This window comes from Dyella dinghuensis (genome assembly GCF_003977615.1).
Lineage (GTDB): Bacteria > Pseudomonadota > Gammaproteobacteria > Xanthomonadales > Rhodanobacteraceae > Dyella_B > Dyella_B dinghuensis.
On the sequence record NZ_RYZR01000007.1, the window covers coordinates 247,988 to 266,001 of the forward strand.

Below are 18,014 nucleotides of genomic sequence, written 5' to 3' on the forward strand. Positions count from 1 at the left end.
CGCTCATTGCAAATATAGCGCCCGCTTTGGGCTCGAAGTGGGTGGGCATGCCAAGGCTGGCCTTCCACAATCCTTCAGCGGCTACAATCATTCCGATGAGCACAACGAGCCGGTATCGATGATCACCTCTCTGCGACGCCGCGGCGTATTCGCGCTGGCGGCGTTGTTGATGTGTGTGTCTTTCGCTCACGCGAATAGCGACCTGCAGCTTCAATCGCTCACGACTGACCGCCAGACGCAGCCGTTGTCGATCGACACCCCATCGCCGTTCTTCGCGTGGATGGTGGTCAATGCGCCACGCGGAACAACGCCCCAGGGTTATCGAATCGAAGTCGCGCGCAGTCTGGCCGCGTTAGCGGCGGATCGCCCCGACATATGGGATAGCGGCCGCATTGCCGGCGATGCCTCGTTCGATATTCCTTACGCGGGACCGCCGCTGGCGCCATCGAGCCGGTATTACTGGAAAGTGATCGCGCATACTTCCGCCGGTGACGCGAACGCTACGTCATGGTTCGAAACGGGGCCGTCGTTGCAGCAATGGTCGCAAGCGCAGTGGATTGGCAAAGCTCCGGGCGGTACGTTGGCCGCGCCATTGTTGCGGCATGTCTTCATCGTGAAGCGTGGCCTGGAATCCGCGAGGTTGTATGTCGCTGCGGGCGGCTATGCCGACGTGTCGATCAATGCGCAACCCGCAAGCGATGCGGTGCTTTCGCCCGATTTCACCGACTACGACAAACGTGTTCTTTACCTCGCCCACGACGTCACCGCTTTGTTGCGGCCCGGATCAGCCAATGCCATCGGCATCGAGCTCGGGCGCGGCTATTACGGGCTCACCAATCCCGATGTGTGGCATTGGGAAAAGGCGCCATGGCACGGCGAACCACGCGTGCGCCTGCTTTTGAAGTTGTGCTACGCAGGCGGTCATTGCGAATTCGAAGGTACCGATGCAACGTGGCGCATTCATGACGGGCCAACCTTGCTGGATGACGTGTACGGCGGCGAGAACTACGACGCGCGTCGCGCACAAGCGGGTTTCGACACCGCGACCTTTGACGATCGCGACTGGTGTGCGGCAGCTGTGCTACCCGCGCCTAAAGGCGTGTTGCAAGCGCAACGCGAACCTCCGGTGCGCGTGGCGCAAACTTTGCAGGCGACTTCAGTAACCAAACTGCACGATGGCAGCTACGTGTTCGCGTTTCCGCGTGTCATCGCGGGGTGGGCAACATTAGCCGTGCAGGCACATGCCGGCAACACGATCGTTTTGCACTACGGCGAAAAGCTTTTGCCCGATGGCAGCGTCGACGACCGCGACGGTCATCATTACTTCGCGCACGGCCTGCAGACAGACCGCATCACGCTCGCCGACAAAGGCATCGAGCACTGGCATTCGCATTTTTCCTGGAAAGGATTTCGCTACGTACAAGTGGATGCTTGGCCTGGTGCTGCCCCGTCGCCTGATGCGGTGACTGCTCAGGTCGTGCACTCGGATGTTCCGGTGACCGGTCACTTCAGCAGCAGCAATCCGTTGCTCGATTGGATTCACACCACTGCCGTCGACACCGTGCTCAACAATCTCTACGGCATACCCACCGACACGCCGATGTACGAGAAGAACGGCTGGACCGGCGACGGCATGCTCGGTGCGGACATGATGCTGCGCAACGTGGATGCCGGCACGCTGCTCTCCAAATGGGTGCAGGACATCGACGATGCGCGTAACGCCGACGGCGCGCCGCTGCTGATCGCACCCAATCCGGGTTGGGGCGATGTGCGCGCGCCACCGTGGCACGCAGCGTATGTGTTGGTTCCGTGGTCGTTGTACTGGCAGCGCGGTGATCGTCGCGTCTTGGTCGAACACGTCGCTGGCATGGCGCGTTACGTCGACCTTGAATATGCGCGTTCCCCCGGAGGCATCGCAAACACGGAGCTGGGCGATTGGGTCAGCCCGAACACCCCAGCCGATGGCGGCAACGCACCGGAGGACAAACGCATCGCCGCAACGGCCTACCTCTACCGCATGGCCGACGTTATGGCGCAGATCGAGCATGTGCTTGGCAACGACAACGAGTCAAAGCACTTCGATGCGATGGCGGCACGCGTGCGTACAGCCTTCAATCAACAATTCTTCGATTCGACACGAGGTTTATATCGCGGACAAGGCGATGACGGTGTACGGCAAACCCACCAGTTGCTCGCGCTGGGTTTCGATCTGGTACCCACCGCGCAACGTGCGCGAGTCGCCGACGCCCTGGTGCAAGCCGTGCATGCGTATGACGATCATCTGGATACCGGCGCACTCGGCACCAAGCTGCTGCTGCCGACGCTTACGGCTACCGGTCACGCTGATCTTGCATGGCTCGTTGCGGCGCAGACGACCTTTCCTAGTTGGGGCTATTGGCATGAAAACGACGCCACCAGCTTGTGGGAACACTGGAAACTCGACGCGCGCTCACGCGGGCATTACTTCCTCGGCACTGTCGACGATTGGCTATTCGGAGATGTCGCGGGTTTGCGGCCGCTAGCGCCGGGTTGGCAGCGTATTGAGATACATCCTGCACTGACCAAGTGGCTGGATCACGTTGAAGCAGACACGCTGACGCCGTTTGGCCGTGCTGCGGTGGCCTGGTCTCACAAGTTAGGGAAGCTACAACTCGACGTAGTTGTTCCCATCGGCAGCACCGCCGAAGTGCGCATACCCATGGCGACGCCGCAGACAGTGACGGAATCCGGGCGCCCGTTATCGGCGTCGAGATGGATTCACGGATTGCACGCATGCGATGCAGACACATGCTTTGAGCTGGAGTCCGGGCGCTTTAGCTTTGTGTCGATGAGTACTAATGCGTCCAGCGCGCGACCCGTCGCGAAATAGAGTCCCCCGCCGAGTATCGGCGGGTGGTGTCAGAGCCGCTCCATCTCGTTAGTCAGGCATTGCAAGAAACGCGCGTACCTCGACCGGTGCACGGCAGGCGATGACCGCCTTGCGTCCCCACGCTAGTGCCTCATTCATATCAGCGGCATCCAGTATCCAGAAGCCGCCGATGTGCTCCTTGGCCTCAACATACGGCCCGTCGGTAACGACCACCTGGCCGCCAGACTGTTTACGCAGCGACTTCGCTTTCTCGGCCGACTCCAAGCCGCCGGCGAAGAACCTTGCGCCCGCGGCCTGCATCTCTTCGTTGAGCGCATCGATGTCGCGGCCCATCGCTTCGCCCTCGAGGGACGGGTCATAGTTTTCGGGGTGATGAATGGCAACCAGGTATTGCGGCATGTCTGCTCCCTTAGATCACTTTCAAGTGGGCCGACGGAGGGCCTTCATTATTACGACGAGCGGCCGGAATCGAAGTCGACAAGCCGGCGGAAAAGTTTATGCATTGGCACGCATTAGACAATTCCTGGAAGGGGCATGGGAAGAAGAGGGCGTTTGCAGCGGATCAACAGGCACTTTTAGCCGTTTTGGGGGATTGAGAAGGATGGGCTCAAGCTGGGTGGCACCCATGCAACGTTGAGTGGCTTGTCAGTCCCTCCTCCTACAATCTTGTTTTACGCGCCAAATACGGGACGTTCTATCCCTGCGTGATCAAGTACCCTTAATTGAATTGGATGGCAGTTTCGGAAGTAAACCACCCGCTTCTGGCCACTAGTGGGACGACGATAGCGACCTTTAGCGAACCATTCCAACGTCAGGCTGTATACCGCTGTTTGATTCTCAATCATTCCATCAGGGGAATTGCATGTTCAAACGTATCGCTGGATCGATATCGCGGGGGAACGCATGAAGCCTGACAACCCATTCGCCGGTCAGGCGACCACACCGCGATTCTTTGCACTGGCTCCGCTATACGATCATCTCGTTGCGCGCCAAGTCGACATCAAATTCTTGAACGACGACGGCACGCTCCGTGATGGCGGCGTAGCCACCGTCTTTACGAATATTGATATCGAATTATGGGCCCGGCGATTTCTCGGTGATCTGGATCGGTTCTTCGTTGTTTCAGCACCGGCCGATGTGGATGGTCAACGGAAGTTCGATGAAACATTTGCCAAGGCCCTCGACGGCAGGCGCACCGTCATATCGGGCATCACCAACCAATTGCAGGGTGTCTTTGACTATTCAATAAGTGGCACCGATCCTGACCCTGACTGCCAGAAAGCTTTGCAGGCTGCACGCGATGCGCTCGCGCGCCTGCTTCATATCAGTTTGAGTACCGCCTATGACATTTCGGTCATAGTCCAGTACGACACGCCGTCCTGTTCCGATGCGAGCGATGTTCCGTCTTCGTCGTACAGTCAGGTCAACTTTTCCAATACCGCTACGGCCGCCACTTTTGCGGCGACAAAAATTAGTTTCGACTCCGGCCGGGCCTTGGTGCACTTCTTCGCAACGCCCACCGATTCGGAGTACCGCAACGCGAATTCAGACAGCGAGGATTCCCGTACTTCGGGCGCTGAGTCTGCCACTTGCGCGCACGCTGTGTCGTCCGGCCATGCGTTTTCAAACTTGCATTCTGGCGCCTCGCCGCCGGGCACATGGCGAGTGCCTGTGCCTCTACGCACTCATCCATCGCTACCTGTCTTTCGCGAACAAATAGCATCGCCCACATTCGACCCGCCAAATGGTTTGGAACAGCTTCCTCTATGGAGCTACAAGCTTGCCCTTGTGCATGAGCTTGCTTCCCAGGACACCCTCGAAATTACGACGGAGTTCAACCTGCTAAACCAACCGCTCCAGCACGGAACCGCGTCAGCAGGTACAGACCTATTCAGCGCACTCGCGCAATACATTGCCGTGGCCGATAAGTTGTGGTCTGCGTTGGGCGATAAATCAAATCAATCAACCTGCTATGTAAACGCAACAAAGACCTTCGTAGATCTCGCGACGGCGATTGCTGAAAATTGGTGTATTTGTTCACCTCAAAACATAAGCGATAGAGTTCTGAATGACGGCAGCATCGCGCAGATCAACGAAACTTTGAGTGTGCGAGTCACCTATTCAGAGGATGGTCAATTCGTCGAAAGTGTGTCGTTGATTCGAGATCAGTTGCAGTTTGAGTCACGCAATATATGGCCAGATGTAGAAGTGCTACTGCCGGACGGCGTCAATGTGCCTTTTCTGGCGCAGGAATCCGTTCCGTCAAGTCTTAACGTCGTTTACATGCCGAAGAATGGGATGGCAGTTCCTGCGCACGCTCGACAAAGTCTTCAACTAACTTGGGGCGGCCTGAGCGTGTCAGCGTTCCAAAATGCACGCTCCCGCATGTTCGTCGTGCGTAATGAAGATCTTCTCTACGACTCATCGCATCCGGCAGGCTCGAAAAAATCCACGAATCCTGCGTTTCTGCTCAAAACGTCGCACGTGACGGCGAGCAGCGCTGTTGCTCCTTGGATCGAGCGAAATCATCCGCAAGACATAGGTGGCGACAATCTGCAGGAGGCACTGCAGAACGCAATCCAGACGCTATTTCCAACGAACGGCCTTGTAGCAAATACAAAGGCGACATGGAAGCTTGAGTATTCATACGAACTGACCGGGAGCGATGCCTCTCTCACAGACAGCTCGCCTTACAGAGCGCGGGTTCCGGTCGTGTTTTATCCCAATGCGTCGATGGCTGGGATCGCAGAAGCACTTGCAAGCGCCGGCCAACATTGGATCGACACGTATTTACCTGCGTTCGACAAGGGCGCGTGGCTATTGAACGTCACCCTGTACTCCGGTCTTGACTCGAATGCGCATCCTTTATTTAGCGCAGATCTGTTTTATCCAATTAAAAGATAGAGGGTCGATTACATAACCGCGTGCTGCAATAAAGTATTGCGTCGCTAGCGCTGCATCAGGGTGCGGAAAGTGCATGACCAGTCCTCTTGAACGGATTGCTTCAGCGTCTTTTCGAGATTATCGATACCGAATACTCTATATCCCGGTTCATCACACCGCGCTGCATAGAGCCGGTTTGTCACCACCGGCCGCGTCCATCGCAAAGGAGCGAGCAAATGGCAGTGAAGTCGATCTTGGTGCTGTGTGTAGCATTTCTCTTGATGGCGAATACGGCTGAAGCCGCGCCTCCCGTGGGCGCCGGACATGTCACGGGCGTAGGTGGCGTGTTTTTCAAGGCGAAAGATCCAAAGGCACTTGCAGCGTGGTATCGCGACGTATTGGGACTGCCGATAGAAGCTTGGGGCGGCGCAGCGCTACGCTACGACGCGCCAAAGCACCCTCCGGTGCTGGCCTGGAACGCATTCCCTGCCTCGACGAACTACTTCGCGCCGTCGGCTAGTCCGTTCATGATCAACTACGCCGTCGACGACATGGATGCTTTAGTTGCGCGGTTGCGCGCAAAGGGCGTCGCCATTTTGAAGCGCGACGACAGTGACCCCAATGGCCGCTTCGCCTGGATTCAAGATCCCGAAGGCAACAAGATCGAGCTTTGGGAGCCGAAACGCTAGGCGTGTCCTCATAGACCAGTCAAGCGCCCGTTTTGGACCCGAAGCGGGCACTCTGTGAAAGCCATAACCGGTTGCGCACGAGGAATTGCCATGTCGTACGAGGAACAAGCTTGTACCAAGACAACGCCTCGATGTTTCTGATTTCGAATAGGTTGACGGAACGACTCGTTTTGCGTCCGCCGGTTTTGGAAGACATCGATGCGATGTGGTCCATCTTCGCGGATCCACGCACCAGCCAATTCAGTGCTTCGGGTCCTATGGCCGATCGCAGCGTTGCCGAAGATCGCCTCAATGCATGGATAGTGCACTGGCAAGAGCGTGGTTTCGGATATTGGGCAATCAGTGAGCGCGAAACAGACAATCATGTCATCGGATTCGGTGGATTGCTTTGGCGCAGCCTGCCGGGTTATCCGGATGGGCTTCATCTGGGTTATCGCCTGGCATACGACGCGTGGGGCAAAGGGTTTGCCACAGAACTGGGCTCGGCAGCACTTGAGCTGGCTCAAGAGTTGAGGTTTGCGAGCGTTCTCGCAGTGACTGCGCGGGACCACGTGGCTTCTATTCGGGTGCTCGAAAAACTGGCGTTACATCGGATTGGCGACGTTGACGACATTCCAGGTCGCCCACCCAGCCTGGTGTTCAAGGTCGACTTTTAATTTCAACTGCGAAGGGACCTGTTGAAGTGCGTCGAGCCGAGATTGAGATCATCCTGATGAAGTCACACGAAGGTATAAACACGCCGGGAATGCCTGCTTTCAACCCCAAGCAGTCGACAGGGCTACTATTTCAAAGCGGCATGAAACGAACGCGATCGTCGATATCTGCGCAAATGGGCGAAGTGGCCGCCGATCCGTGTCGATTTGGCTATGAATCGTTCGTTGTTTAGATGGAAGAGTACGCGGCTGAGGCGTACGGCATCCGGAACCGATAGGGGTGCGCGGGCTATGAATATGAGAGATGACTAGCCAAGTCGGCTAGCCGCGGCCTGGATCCTTCAACTTAAACGGAATCATTTGCTATGAACAACTCCATTCGAACGGCTTCCCGGTGGCTTGCTCCCAGTGCGGTTGCCATCTTGCTCGGTATGCATGGCGCAATGCTACGCGCTGCCGACTCACCCGCACCAACTGCTATGCCGCCCGTGACTGCACCACCGGCAGGCATGTATCAGATCGACAAGTCTCATGCGAGCTTGCAGCTTCGTGTAAGTCATATGGGATTCTCCACTTACACCACGCGATTTAGTCGCTTCGATGCGGCGTTGACGTTCGATCCCCACAATATATCTGCGTCCAAGCTCACGGCTACCATCGACGCTACGTCGCTGGAAATGGATGCGGCACCGAAGATGTGTATCGATATCGTGCAGGGGCCTCAGTTCCTCGACACGAAAAAGTTTCCAAAAATCGTTTTCCGCTCGGAAAAGATTCGAATGACGGGTGCCCAATCGTTTGAAATCTCGGGCACCCTGGCGTTGCACGGTGTCACGCGCCCAATGGTTTTGACCGGCACTTACAACGGAGGGTATTCCGGCATGCCCGATATGGATCCCCACGCGCGTGTCGGATTTTCCGCGCATGGAACCATCAAGCGCTCAGATTTCGGCATGGGATATGGCGTACCCGCACCGGGTACAACCATGGGTGTGGGTGATTTGATCGATGTGTCTATCGAAGCCGAGTTCAATGGACCGCCGTTGGCAACTGCCCCCGGCAAGTCGCATTGACGTCCGCCCTGGAAGACGGGGCGGCTCGGCTTTTAACGTGCGGCTCGGCCCCCGTCTATCGAGAGCAGCCGAACGTGAGCGCATGCACCATGATTTCACTTGGGGCGTGCAGCACTGCCAAACAACCGGGTCTGGCTCACTTAGTTGCGAGGAAATGAGCATTGTCTAGTTTTGATTGACACTCGCAGAGATATGAGTGAGCCAGATGCTCTATTACGCTGGTTGGTAATGCCTAAGTGAACCGGAGTCAGTTTGTTGTTTAAGGTCGACCTGAGCGTGTCTTCCAGCACTGTACGACCGGTCTGGAGGCGTTCACTCTTGGCGTTCTTACTGCTTGTCTGAAACGGTCATGTGGCTTACGAAATCTCGCACATACGCGCTGTATGCTTTTTGCATATGCCTGTTGTCCGCTTTCTCTGCAGCTTCGGCACAGGACATCCCGGCTGTCGTGGGGATGCACCAAAACGATCCCGCTGAAAAACAGGCGATCGAGCATGTTTTGTCGATCTATACGACGTCGTTCTCGAATGGCGATGAGGCTGCTTTCTCGTCGATTCTCCTGAATGACCAGGTGCCATTCTCGTCGACGGCAGAATTGCATCTGGATAAAGCAGAGCCCGCTCACTTGCAGACAAGCCGCTATGCCCGGTTCAAGCAAGCCGTTTTTGAAAGCGGAAAGCATTATCAGCAACAGTTCTACCATGTGCGCATTGAGCAAGATGGTGCGTTGGCTCAGGTATCGCTCGACTTTGTCACCCGCGATGCGGACAACCACGGCGGCGGCTATGGCTGGAAAAGCTTGACGCTGCTGAAGGTGAACGGGCAGTGGAAGATTGCCAGCGAGTTCTACACGGTGTATCCGCTTCCTGGTTGAAGATATTTGGCTTTTTCGCTGCGTCGATCACCGCCCATCGCACTGAAGGAGGCTAATTCGCGCGAATATGCCTCACACGACCGTACAGTCCTGCGTGAGATACGACGGGAAAGATGACAACTATGGAAGCAAAAGCGATCACCGGCATCATGTGTGATTCCATTTGCCACGGCCATCGCGTGCTACGTATGCGAAGGCTTTTGCTGGCGACAGCACTGGTGTTCATGACGTGCACGGCCGTTGCGCAAGTTGGCGTGGGCCCAGTCGCCACGCCTTTGCCTCCGCCGCTCCCTGTTCCTCAGGATCGTGCTTATAACGGCACCATCGGGTTGCACGTCGAGGCCGTCGACACTGCGCATCAGGTCTTTTCCATTCACGAGACTATTCCTGTCCAACAGTCCGGCGACAGCGTGCTGTTGTATCCGCAATGGGAAACGGCAAGTCATGCTCCGACGGCTTCCATATCGGATCTTGCAGGTTTGATCGTGAACATCGACGGCGTCCGCGCGGATTGGACGCGCGATCCCGTCGATATGTATGCCTTTCACGTCGACGTGCCAAAGGGCGCGCGCACGATCACGCTGGACTTTCAATTTCTTGCCGCATCCAGTGCACATCTGCTGCGACCTGACATGATCGAAGTGCCTTGGCAGCGCGTGCTGCTCTATCCGGCTGGATGGTACGTGCGAGATTTGCCTGTCGCGGCGACACTTGTGCTTCCCCGAGCGCTGACGCCGTTCACTGCGTTGCCGTTCGAGCGGATCGATGATCGAACGTTGCGGTTTCAGCCGGTCACGCTCGAACAATTGGTGGACGCCCCAGTGTATGCAGGCCGATACACGCGCCGCATCTCGCTCGATGATCGCGATACGAAACCCGTGACCCTGGATATGTTGGCTGACAATGCCAATGATCTGGCCATGACGCCGGCCGAAATCGCGCACATGCAGATGCTTGTGGCGCAGACGCTGAAAACGTTCGGGACGCCACCGTATCGCCACTACGATGCCATCGTCACGTTGAGCGATGTCCTTTCGCCGGGCGGCGGTACAGAACATCTGGAGGAAGGCGAGAACAATCTCCCCGCCGCTTACGCCGCCGATCCCTCGCAGCAGCTCAACAATCGCGACCTGATCGCGCATGAATTCGTGCACGCGTGGAACGGCCGCTCGCACGAGCAGGCCGATCTATGGTCGCCGACGTTCAATCAGCCGGTCGGCGGATCGTTGCTATGGGTGTATGAAGGACAAACCGAATTTTGGGGGCGTGTCCTCGCGGCGCGTGCGGGTTTGCGCGACACCCAGCAAACCCTGGATAAGCTGGCGATGGATGCGGCTGTCGTCGCTCATCGCGAGGGGCGCACCTGGAAAAACCTGCAGGACAGTACCAATGACGCCATTTATATGGCCGGACACCGTGTGCCGTGGCGCGACTGGCAGCGACGCGAAGACTATTACCCGGAAGGTGTCCTGTTGTGGCTGGATGTCGATTCGCGACTGCGCGAGCTTACGCACGATACCCGCAGCCTCGATGATTTCGCGCGACGCTTCTTCGACTCGCAAGGAAGCGGCCAGATCACGCAGACATACACGTTCGCGGACGTCTGCAACACGTTGAACATCATCGCACCGGACGATTGGGCGGCTTTTTTGCAGCAGCATCTTCGCAGTCACGATGACAGCGACGCGCTGGCCGGTTTGGCGCGATCGGGCTGGAAACTGACGTACAGCAACGTTCCAACGGAAACCTTCCGGCAGGACGAAGAGGAGGCTGGCGCAAACAACCTCGACTACTCGATTGGCCTGCAAATCGACAAAGACGGCCGCGTCGCATCGGTAACATGGCAAGGTCCAGCTTTCCAGGCCGGTTTGTCGCCCGGCACGCACGTCGTAGCCGTCGACGGGCAAGCTTTTTCGACACAAACATTGTTAGCTGCCGTGCAGATGTCAGCAACGAAACCGTTGCGTCTGCGCGTGAGCATGGACGGCAACACGCGCGACGTAGTGATCCCTTATCGAGGAACGCTGCGGTATCCGCATCTCGAACGTATCGCGGGAACGACTGACAGGCTCTCGCTATTGCTAAAAGCGCGGTGACTCGAACAGAAACCTTCACGACCGAGGCACCGCAGTTTTTGGAGAACGTCGTTAGACCACGGTACGCGAAGCCGAAAGTTTTTCGTCAACGAATCCGCCGATAGATTTCAAGGCCAACGACGCAGCGTTCAACTTGCCCACGGCGCCGGGAAATCCATGCGGCATACCCATCCAAATATCGAGCTTGGCATCGGCACCTGCAGCGACAGCCTGTTCGACATATCGGCGCGAGTCATCCAGCAGCACTTCGTCATCGCCCACATGCACGCGTAGCGGCGGCAGATTGGCGAGTTGATGGTTGAACAGCGGCGAGGCCAGCGGATGGTTGGGCTCGGTGCCTGCCAGATACGAACGAACCAGTTCGGTCACTTGGGACACAATAAAGTAAGGGTCGGCATCCGCGCGGGTCGCGTAGCTCCCGCCGGAAAGGGTGAGGTCGGTGACGGGTGACAATACCGATGCCGCAACGAGCTTCATGTCTATGGCAATCGCTTGCGTCGCGACGAGCGAGGAAAGCACCAGCGCCAGATTTCCGCCCGCCGAGTCGCCCGTCACGGCAACGCTGCGAATACCTTCCTTTTCCAATCCGCGATAGCTCGCTTCGACGTCATTTACCGCAGCAGGAAAAGGATGTTCCGGAGCCAGGCGGTAGTCGGGAATGAAGGCCTGAGCATTTGCCTGCTTCGCGATGTGCCCGACCAAATGGCGAAACGCCTGCGAGGTTCCCCAGTGGAACCACCCGCCATGAAGATGAAGGATCGCTTCGTCTGCGCGGAAGTGCTTGGGCCGCACCCAAAGTCCTGAAATGCCGCCCACGGCGCCTGCTTCGAAGATCACATCTTCCGGTGGCATAACGTGTTCCATGATGCCGTCGAAAGGACCTCGGGCCTCAATGCCCCGCAATTTGCCCTTCATGCCGGCGGACATGTCCTGCATGAACTTGGTCGTCTGGGCGTCTTCGGGTGAAAGTGGATGGGTGCGGATGAAGTCCTCCGCTACCGCTGCGTTGGCAGGCGCGTTTTGCATGGTTTTTTCTCCGGCAAGTGATTGCATCGCAATTTATATTAACGTTACGTATCGTAATATAAAAGAGGTTGCGGAGCTTGTCCAGCATTTTCTTTTACGGAACGTTCAAGTAAGTTGCCCCGCTATGAGCCCTAGACCTTCCACCCATGCACGCCTGGGCCGCCCGCCCAGCGACGCGGCGGCCTCGCACGCCGCGATCATGGATGCCGTGTACGAACTGCTGAAAGAAAAGCCCGCGAGTCAGCTGACGATGGAGGCGGTAGCGAAACGGGCCAAAGTGGGTAAGCCCACGCTCTATAAGTGGTGGCCGTCCAAGGCGGCACTCATCATGGCGATGTTCCATGAGCGTCTGGCCGGCAATTTGATTGTCCCGCATACAGCGACGGTCGAAGCGTCGATTCGCGTCAAAGCGCTGCATCTCATCAAAGAGTTCAACGGACTGTTCGGCAAAGTCATGGCTGACCTGATCGCCGAAGGTCAAAGTGACCCTTCCATTTTGCGCGAGTTGTTTGAAAACCATATCAGCATGCGGCGCGTTTCGGCGATTGCCGATATCGAGCACGCCAAAGCGAAAGGCGAGCTTGCGCCGAATGTTGACGCAGAACTGTTGATCGATGCCATATTTGGCCCGATTTACTACGGCTTGTTGCTTCGCCATACACCACTGACCGAGAAATACGGCAACGATTTAATCGATCAGGTATTTCAAGGGGTGAGATCGCAGCGTCCTTGATCGCAGTTGGGGGCGGGCACGCATGCGTAACGCTGCACTATTTCTCCATCATCCCTTCGGCTTGATCCGTTCGCATGATGAAACCCCAGCCATAACGTCCGCGCATGTCAGGCGTATTGCCATCGATGGCCACGACGATCTGGTTTGCACCTTTGTGCAGCGAAAGATCGAAACTATCGTTTTCCAATGAGAGCCGGCCATCCGGCGCTTTGCGGCCGCCTTTCACGTTGTAAAGATTCTTGCCCGAAAACACCGGTTTTCCATCGGCAAATACCCAGATCTCGCGCAACCAGCCTAGCGAGACATGTCGAACCTGCTCGCGATCGGATTGCACCGTGGTGCGAAGCCAGATTATCTGCCGGGGTTGATTCTTAGCCGTCGGTGGGTGAAACCTGCTCAGGTTAATGAGACCGCCGTAATCGGCGGTTATCGGCGACCAGCTCGATGCGGATAGAGGGAGGTTCGACAAACTGGGCTGCTCCACGGCGCCCAGCGATACGGGAGCGGTTTCCTGCCAATGAATGAGATAACGGCGATCATGGGCAGCAGGGTCTGGCGCTGGTTTGGGATCGAGCCCGTCGGTCACTCCTGGCGAAAGCGTAACGTTGGCGTAGAAAGCCGGTCCTTCAAACGCGATGGTTCCGGTGCTTGCATCGCCTTCCAGATGCACGACGCGCAGCGAGGGTTCCGTGTGTCCGTTGACGAATACGTTCATGCGCTTGCCGGAAATGACAAGCCGAATGTGATTCCACTCGTTTTCGCGAAATGGCGCGGCAGCTTGATACTCAGGATAGACATCCCATAGCACACGCCCTTTGAGAATCGGTACGTACTGCAGGCAGTCCTGCGAGGCGGGACAGTCGGGACTGACGCGGACATAAAGCATGTCGGCCGTATCGCCGTCTTTCTGGCGAAAGCGAATTCCCGGCATATCTTCGCCCACGGGCTTCATATCGAATTCGATAGTGCCGTTGCCGAACTGTTTGTCTTTCAACGCGACAAATCCGGCCTCGCTCTCGGAGGTAACTTGAAGTATCCCGTTCGGAAACGCTTCGCGAGCTATGAAAGTCGCATTGCCGTTTGCCTCCCAACCACTAGCGACCAACGGAATGTGTATCGGCATCATCGGTGCAGCGAGCGCCGATGTGGCACCCAGCAGGCCGAGCGCGAAGGCCGACGGGGTGAATCGATTTTGCATGGCGATCTACCGAAGGATGAGTGTGTGCACCCTAGCGGCGCTTTTCGCGGACGTCTCGCGCAATGATGTGAAGCGGAGTTTGCGCGTGTTGAGACGGTAGATGCGGGTCCGTCAAATTTCCCGCATCGACACCGGACATCGGCGCTCACTTATCTTTAAATGCAATAGGTCATATCCGTCGTCCGCTTGGCTCCATGTCCTGGCCGTTTGGGTATCCACACAGTCCAGTTGGTGACATTTGCGTTCCCGCGCTATCGCACAGCACGTATTTTTACTGCGTTGCCACACACCCAAGCTCGCTTGGCAGCCTTGCCCAACGTGCTTGCCTGGGCCTGATGGTGCGGTTCCCCATGCCGACGATGCTGCTTTGTCGACACGCCTTGCTTCCATGATCGCTGTGCGCGGGAACCGTCTTGAAACACGTATGATCGAACGAGGCACTCGTGAAAAAAATCACTTCCATTGGAATCATTCTTCTCGTGCTCTGTGGCGGCGTTGCGGCATCGGATTGGCCCGATGCTCCTATCACCACGGCACCCCAGGATGTCGCGGATATCCAGCACCTTATGGACACCTATCACCGTGCAGTCGTCGCGCATGACGGCAAGGGCGTAGCCGCACTCTTTCTCGACCACGGAAGCACCTGGGTGACCGTGTTGTCCGACCAAGGCTTCGCCGCCATGAAGGCGAAGAACCCGGCGGTGCAAAAAGTACGCGTTAGCAGCTACCAGGATTTCGCCGACTACCTGGCGCACAGCAAATCGGATATCGACCCGCGCCACGGCAGCGTTCAGATCATGAGCGACGGTGCGATCGCCTCGGTCTATTTTCATTTCGACTTCGACGTTGATGGAAAGGTTGCGAATCGCGGCGACGAAACGTGGCAACTGGTCAAGACCGTCGACGGCTGGCGCATCGTCGCCATGACCTATTCGGCAAATCCCGCACCAAAATGAATCGGCCGGTTGATGATGTGAATAAAGTAGCGTGGGCTCGATCGATCCATCCGTGTAGGATGGATCGAGACGTTCGGCGAGATGGCGAGGATCACGGTGCGCCTTGTTAGCAACAATCCTTGGCGTGCGGAAAACAGCCACTATTCCAGGCTGCGTCTGGTGCTTATGTCGTTCGCGGCCTGGACGACGATGGGCGTCGTTTTTGCGACACCACGTTTTGCGTCGGCGGCGCCATGGTGGTCCGTGCTGCGCTCATCGTTGGGGAACTGGTGGGCATGGGGCCTGCTTGTCCCGGTGATCGTCGCGATCGACCGGCGGCTGCCCATTGCGGTCAATAACCTTGGAATGCGCCTCGCGGTTCATATCGCGATTGCACTTCCGATGGCGCTCATTTACAGCTACTTGAGCGCGTTGCTTCAGGCGATGTTGGGCGTGTTGTCATGGCCTGACCTCGTCGGCCTTGGTCCTCTGCATGAGGCCATGAAGGGCGGCGTACTCTGGGACGTGCTGGTCTATCTGCTCATCGTCGGCGGTTGGCAAGCGGTGCAATACAGCCATCACTATCTTGCCTCGCAGCTCAGGCTCGAACGGCTGGAACGCAATTTTTCCGAGGCCCGCTTGAATGCGCTGCGCATGCAGCTGGATCCACACTTCCTGTTCAACGCGTTGAATACCATTTCTTCGCTGGTCGTCAATCAGCCGAAACTTGCGCGTGGAATGATCGAGCAACTCGGCGATCTTCTGCGTCTTTCATTGGAGTCTGGCCGCCGGCAGCAAGTGCGCCTTAGCGAAGAGCTCGAATTTCTAGGCCATTACCTGGCGATCCAGAAGACCCGTTTTGGCGACAGTCTGAATATCGTCATCGACGTTTCCGAATCCGCTCGTGACGTCATGGTGCCAAGCCTCATACTGCAACCACTGGTGGAGAATGCAATTCGCCACGGACTCTCTTCGCGGCCCGGCGGAGGGACGGTGTGGGTGCAGGCCACGATTGACGACAACGTTTTGCACATCACCGTCGACGATGATGGTGTCGGACTCGGTGATGACTGGACGGAAGATCGCGTTGGATTGGGGCTTGGCGTCACGCGCGAGCGCATTGCCATGCTCCATCGCACACAAGAGGCAGCTCTCCTGATTGATCCGCGCAAAGGCGGCGGCACACGTGTTCGTGTCGCGATCCCAACCAGCGCGGCTGAGACACATAGCGATGAGTGAAAAACGTACCTATCGGATTCTTATCGTCGATGACGAGCAGCCGGCGCGCCAACGCCTGCGGGAATTAATGGATAACGATCCGGACGTCGGCGACATCATGGAGGTCGAGAACGGCCTCGATGCTGTCGAGGCGATCCTGCAAAAGCAGCCCGACGTTGTTTTCCTCGACGTTCAAATGCCGGGACTCGATGGCCTCGGCGTGATCGATACGATCGGCATCGAGCGCATGCCCGTTACGGTGTTCGTCACGGCCTTCGATCAACACGCCGTGCGTGCCTTCGAATCGGCCGCTATCGACTATGTGCTCAAGCCGTACGGCGACGAGCGTATGGAAGCTGCATTCGCCCGCGCAAAGGCGCGTCTTGATGACGAGAGCGTGCGCGTATTTGGCCAGAGCATGCTCTCGCTTCTGGACGGGCGCCGCCAGGAAAGCACCTATCTCGATCGTATCGTCATACGCGAACGGGACAAGACCAACCTGATCCGAGTCGACTCGATCGATTGCATCGAAAGTGCGGGCGTGTACGTCGCTCTTCACGTTGGTGATGAACGCATCATCCATCGTGCGGCGCTCGGCGAACTCATCGGACGGCTCGATCCTCGCCGCTTCGTTCGCGTTCACCGCTCCACCGTCGTAAACGTCGATAGCATTCTGCATCTGGAGCCAGCATCGCACGGTGAGTTCGATCTTGTGCTACGTGGCGGTCAACGCGTCCACGTCAGCCGGACCTTTCGACCATTACTTGAGGCTCGGCTGGGACAGTCCCTGTAACGTGAACTGTCCCAACGTATCGGAAATGTCTATCTGGAAGAACTCCCGCGACATCTACCGGGCAACCATGGAGATATGCAGTGTGGTGTTAGCGACATCGGCTTGGTTTGCGTACTGTCGCCGATTGAACAGCACAGAAGCTGGCGCATTGACCTTTCAATATTCGTCAGCAAAATGATTCGGCGTTGACGGTCTCCTTGCTCAGGTCATGCGCCAGGGTGTGGCGGCATCTTTTACGCGAGTGCTTTCGGCGCGGCATCGGGCGATGCTCATCCACTTGGTTACAGGTCTTGCCCGTCCCGGGGCGGACTCTCAGGAATGAACGCGCCGCCACACGACCTCGCCATGGGCGCCTTCGGCCGCGCCGCTCGACGGCTTGGCCACGCGATAAGTCAATTCATCGCCGTTGATGGTGTAGCCGGAGTCTCCGCTCTTGCCATCCCAGTTCGGGAACGAAGCGTGCACGATCTGGCTATGCATGACGCTCGCGTCACCACTGATGTGACCGTAGTGGGCGTTGCTATCCATCGACGCAGCGCGGTATTCGTCGGGCGTTCCCTTGGACTTGTCATTCACCGCGAATGGCATTCGCTTTGCCCGCACAATTTGCATCATGTAATCGCCTTGGGCATCGATAAGCCACATGCCCTCGGGGTTGGGGCCGTATAGCTCTACGCGGTGACCATCGGGGTAGACATTGTCGCAGCGGACAAGCGTCCACGCGCCGATCAGTTCCTTCGGCACCATGGCGTGATCATTGGTGCTTGCGCTGGGTTTCGTGTCCTTGGCCATGCCGCTGTCTTGCGCAAAGGCGTTGTTGGCACCGAGAACCAGACACGCGACAAGCACTATGGAACTCACGTTTTTCATGGGTAACTCCTGGCTATGTTTGGGTACGGACATGCACGGGGTGGCATTGCGCAGAACGCAAACCATGCTGGTAGATCTACGTCATTGACGATCTGTGGCGATGT

At 57.3% G+C, this 18,014-nt stretch carries 15 protein-coding genes; 11 read left to right on the top strand and 4 right to left on the bottom strand.

All coding sequences use genetic code 11. From position 1 onward, the window contains the following. The first annotated feature begins 118 nt into the window (after positions 1-118). On the top strand, positions 119-2,869 hold the full coding sequence (locus EKH79_RS14935) for an alpha-L-rhamnosidase (protein WP_126674627.1): 2,751 nt from the start codon (positions 119-121) through the stop codon (positions 2,867-2,869). A gap of 48 nt (positions 2,870-2,917) precedes the next feature. Here EKH79_RS14935 and EKH79_RS14940 read toward each other — a convergent pair whose 3' ends face one another. Beyond that, complete coding sequence (locus tag EKH79_RS14940; RefSeq protein WP_126674628.1) at positions 2,918-3,268, bottom strand: YciI family protein; 351 nt, start codon at positions 3,266-3,268, stop codon at positions 2,918-2,920. 504 nt (positions 3,269-3,772) lie between these two features. Between EKH79_RS14940 and EKH79_RS14945 the strand changes: the two genes are divergently transcribed. The 6 genes from EKH79_RS14945 (at position 3,773) to EKH79_RS14970 (ending at position 11,137) form a co-directional block, all read left to right on the top strand. Further along, positions 3,773-5,773 (top strand): hypothetical protein, encoded by a 2,001-nt coding sequence (locus tag EKH79_RS14945; RefSeq protein WP_126674629.1) that lies wholly within the window; start codon positions 3,773-3,775, stop codon positions 5,771-5,773. 215 nt (positions 5,774-5,988) lie between these two features. Beyond that, a complete protein-coding gene (locus EKH79_RS14950) occupies positions 5,989-6,441 on the top strand; it encodes a VOC family protein (RefSeq protein WP_126674630.1) in 453 nt (150 codons plus the stop codon). A 170-nt stretch (positions 6,442-6,611) separates the two neighbouring features. Then, positions 6,612-7,097: a GNAT family N-acetyltransferase gene (locus EKH79_RS14955; protein WP_233590340.1), complete on the top strand. Its 486-nt coding sequence runs from the start codon at positions 6,612-6,614 to the stop codon at positions 7,095-7,097. A gap of 506 nt (positions 7,098-7,603) precedes the next feature. Next, positions 7,604-8,167, top strand: a complete 564-nt coding sequence (locus EKH79_RS14960) for a YceI family protein (RefSeq protein WP_199754346.1) — start codon at positions 7,604-7,606, stop codon at positions 8,165-8,167. Positions 8,168-8,516: 349 nt separating this feature from the next. After that, the gene (locus EKH79_RS14965) at positions 8,517-9,041 is read left to right on the top strand and encodes a nuclear transport factor 2 family protein (protein WP_126674633.1); all 525 of its coding nucleotides are present in this window, start codon (positions 8,517-8,519) and stop codon (positions 9,039-9,041) included. 122 nt (positions 9,042-9,163) lie between these two features. Next, the gene (locus tag EKH79_RS14970; protein WP_158621261.1) at positions 9,164-11,137 is read left to right on the top strand and encodes a M61 family metallopeptidase; all 1,974 of its coding nucleotides are present in this window, start codon (positions 9,164-9,166) and stop codon (positions 11,135-11,137) included. Between the two features lie 51 nt (positions 11,138-11,188). On the opposite strand, the gene EKH79_RS14975 is transcribed toward EKH79_RS14970, so the two are convergent. Then, a complete protein-coding gene (locus tag EKH79_RS14975) occupies positions 11,189-12,163 on the bottom strand; it encodes an alpha/beta hydrolase (protein WP_126674635.1) in 975 nt (324 codons plus the stop codon). On the opposite strand from EKH79_RS14975, the gene EKH79_RS14980 reads away from it, so the two are divergent. Continuing rightward, a complete protein-coding gene (locus EKH79_RS14980) occupies positions 12,162-12,896 on the top strand; it encodes a TetR/AcrR family transcriptional regulator (protein ID WP_199754347.1) in 735 nt (244 codons plus the stop codon). The two genes, EKH79_RS14975 and EKH79_RS14980, sit on opposite strands and share 2 nt — an antisense overlap. Positions 12,897-12,933: 37 nt before the next feature. Here the strand turns inward: EKH79_RS14980 and EKH79_RS14985 are convergent, their stop codons facing one another. After that, entirely contained in the window at positions 12,934-14,094 is a 1,161-nt protein-coding gene (locus EKH79_RS14985) for a 3-keto-disaccharide hydrolase (RefSeq protein ID WP_126674636.1), read from the bottom strand. Positions 14,095-14,537: 443 nt separating this feature from the next. Here EKH79_RS14985 and EKH79_RS14990 point away from each other — a divergent pair, with 443 nt between their 5' ends. The 3 genes from EKH79_RS14990 to EKH79_RS15000 all read left to right on the top strand — a co-directional run bounded on the left by EKH79_RS14990 (position 14,538) and on the right by EKH79_RS15000 (position 17,040). Continuing rightward, positions 14,538-15,050, top strand: coding sequence for a Cif family virulence factor (locus EKH79_RS14990; protein WP_199754348.1), 513 nt, complete (start codon positions 14,538-14,540; stop codon positions 15,048-15,050). A gap of 81 nt (positions 15,051-15,131) precedes the next feature. Then, entirely contained in the window at positions 15,132-16,268 is a 1,137-nt protein-coding gene (locus EKH79_RS14995; protein WP_126674637.1) for a sensor histidine kinase, read from the top strand. Beyond that, complete coding sequence (locus EKH79_RS15000) at positions 16,261-17,040, top strand: LytR/AlgR family response regulator transcription factor (protein WP_126674638.1); 780 nt, start codon at positions 16,261-16,263, stop codon at positions 17,038-17,040. Before EKH79_RS14995 ends, EKH79_RS15000 begins: the two co-directional genes overlap by 8 nt. A gap of 312 nt (positions 17,041-17,352) precedes the next feature. On the opposite strand, the gene EKH79_RS15005 is transcribed toward EKH79_RS15000, so the two are convergent. Then, on the bottom strand, positions 17,353-17,910 hold the full coding sequence (locus EKH79_RS15005; RefSeq protein WP_158621262.1) for a lipocalin-like domain-containing protein: 558 nt from the start codon (positions 17,908-17,910) through the stop codon (positions 17,353-17,355). Positions 17,911-18,014 lie beyond the last annotated feature (104 nt).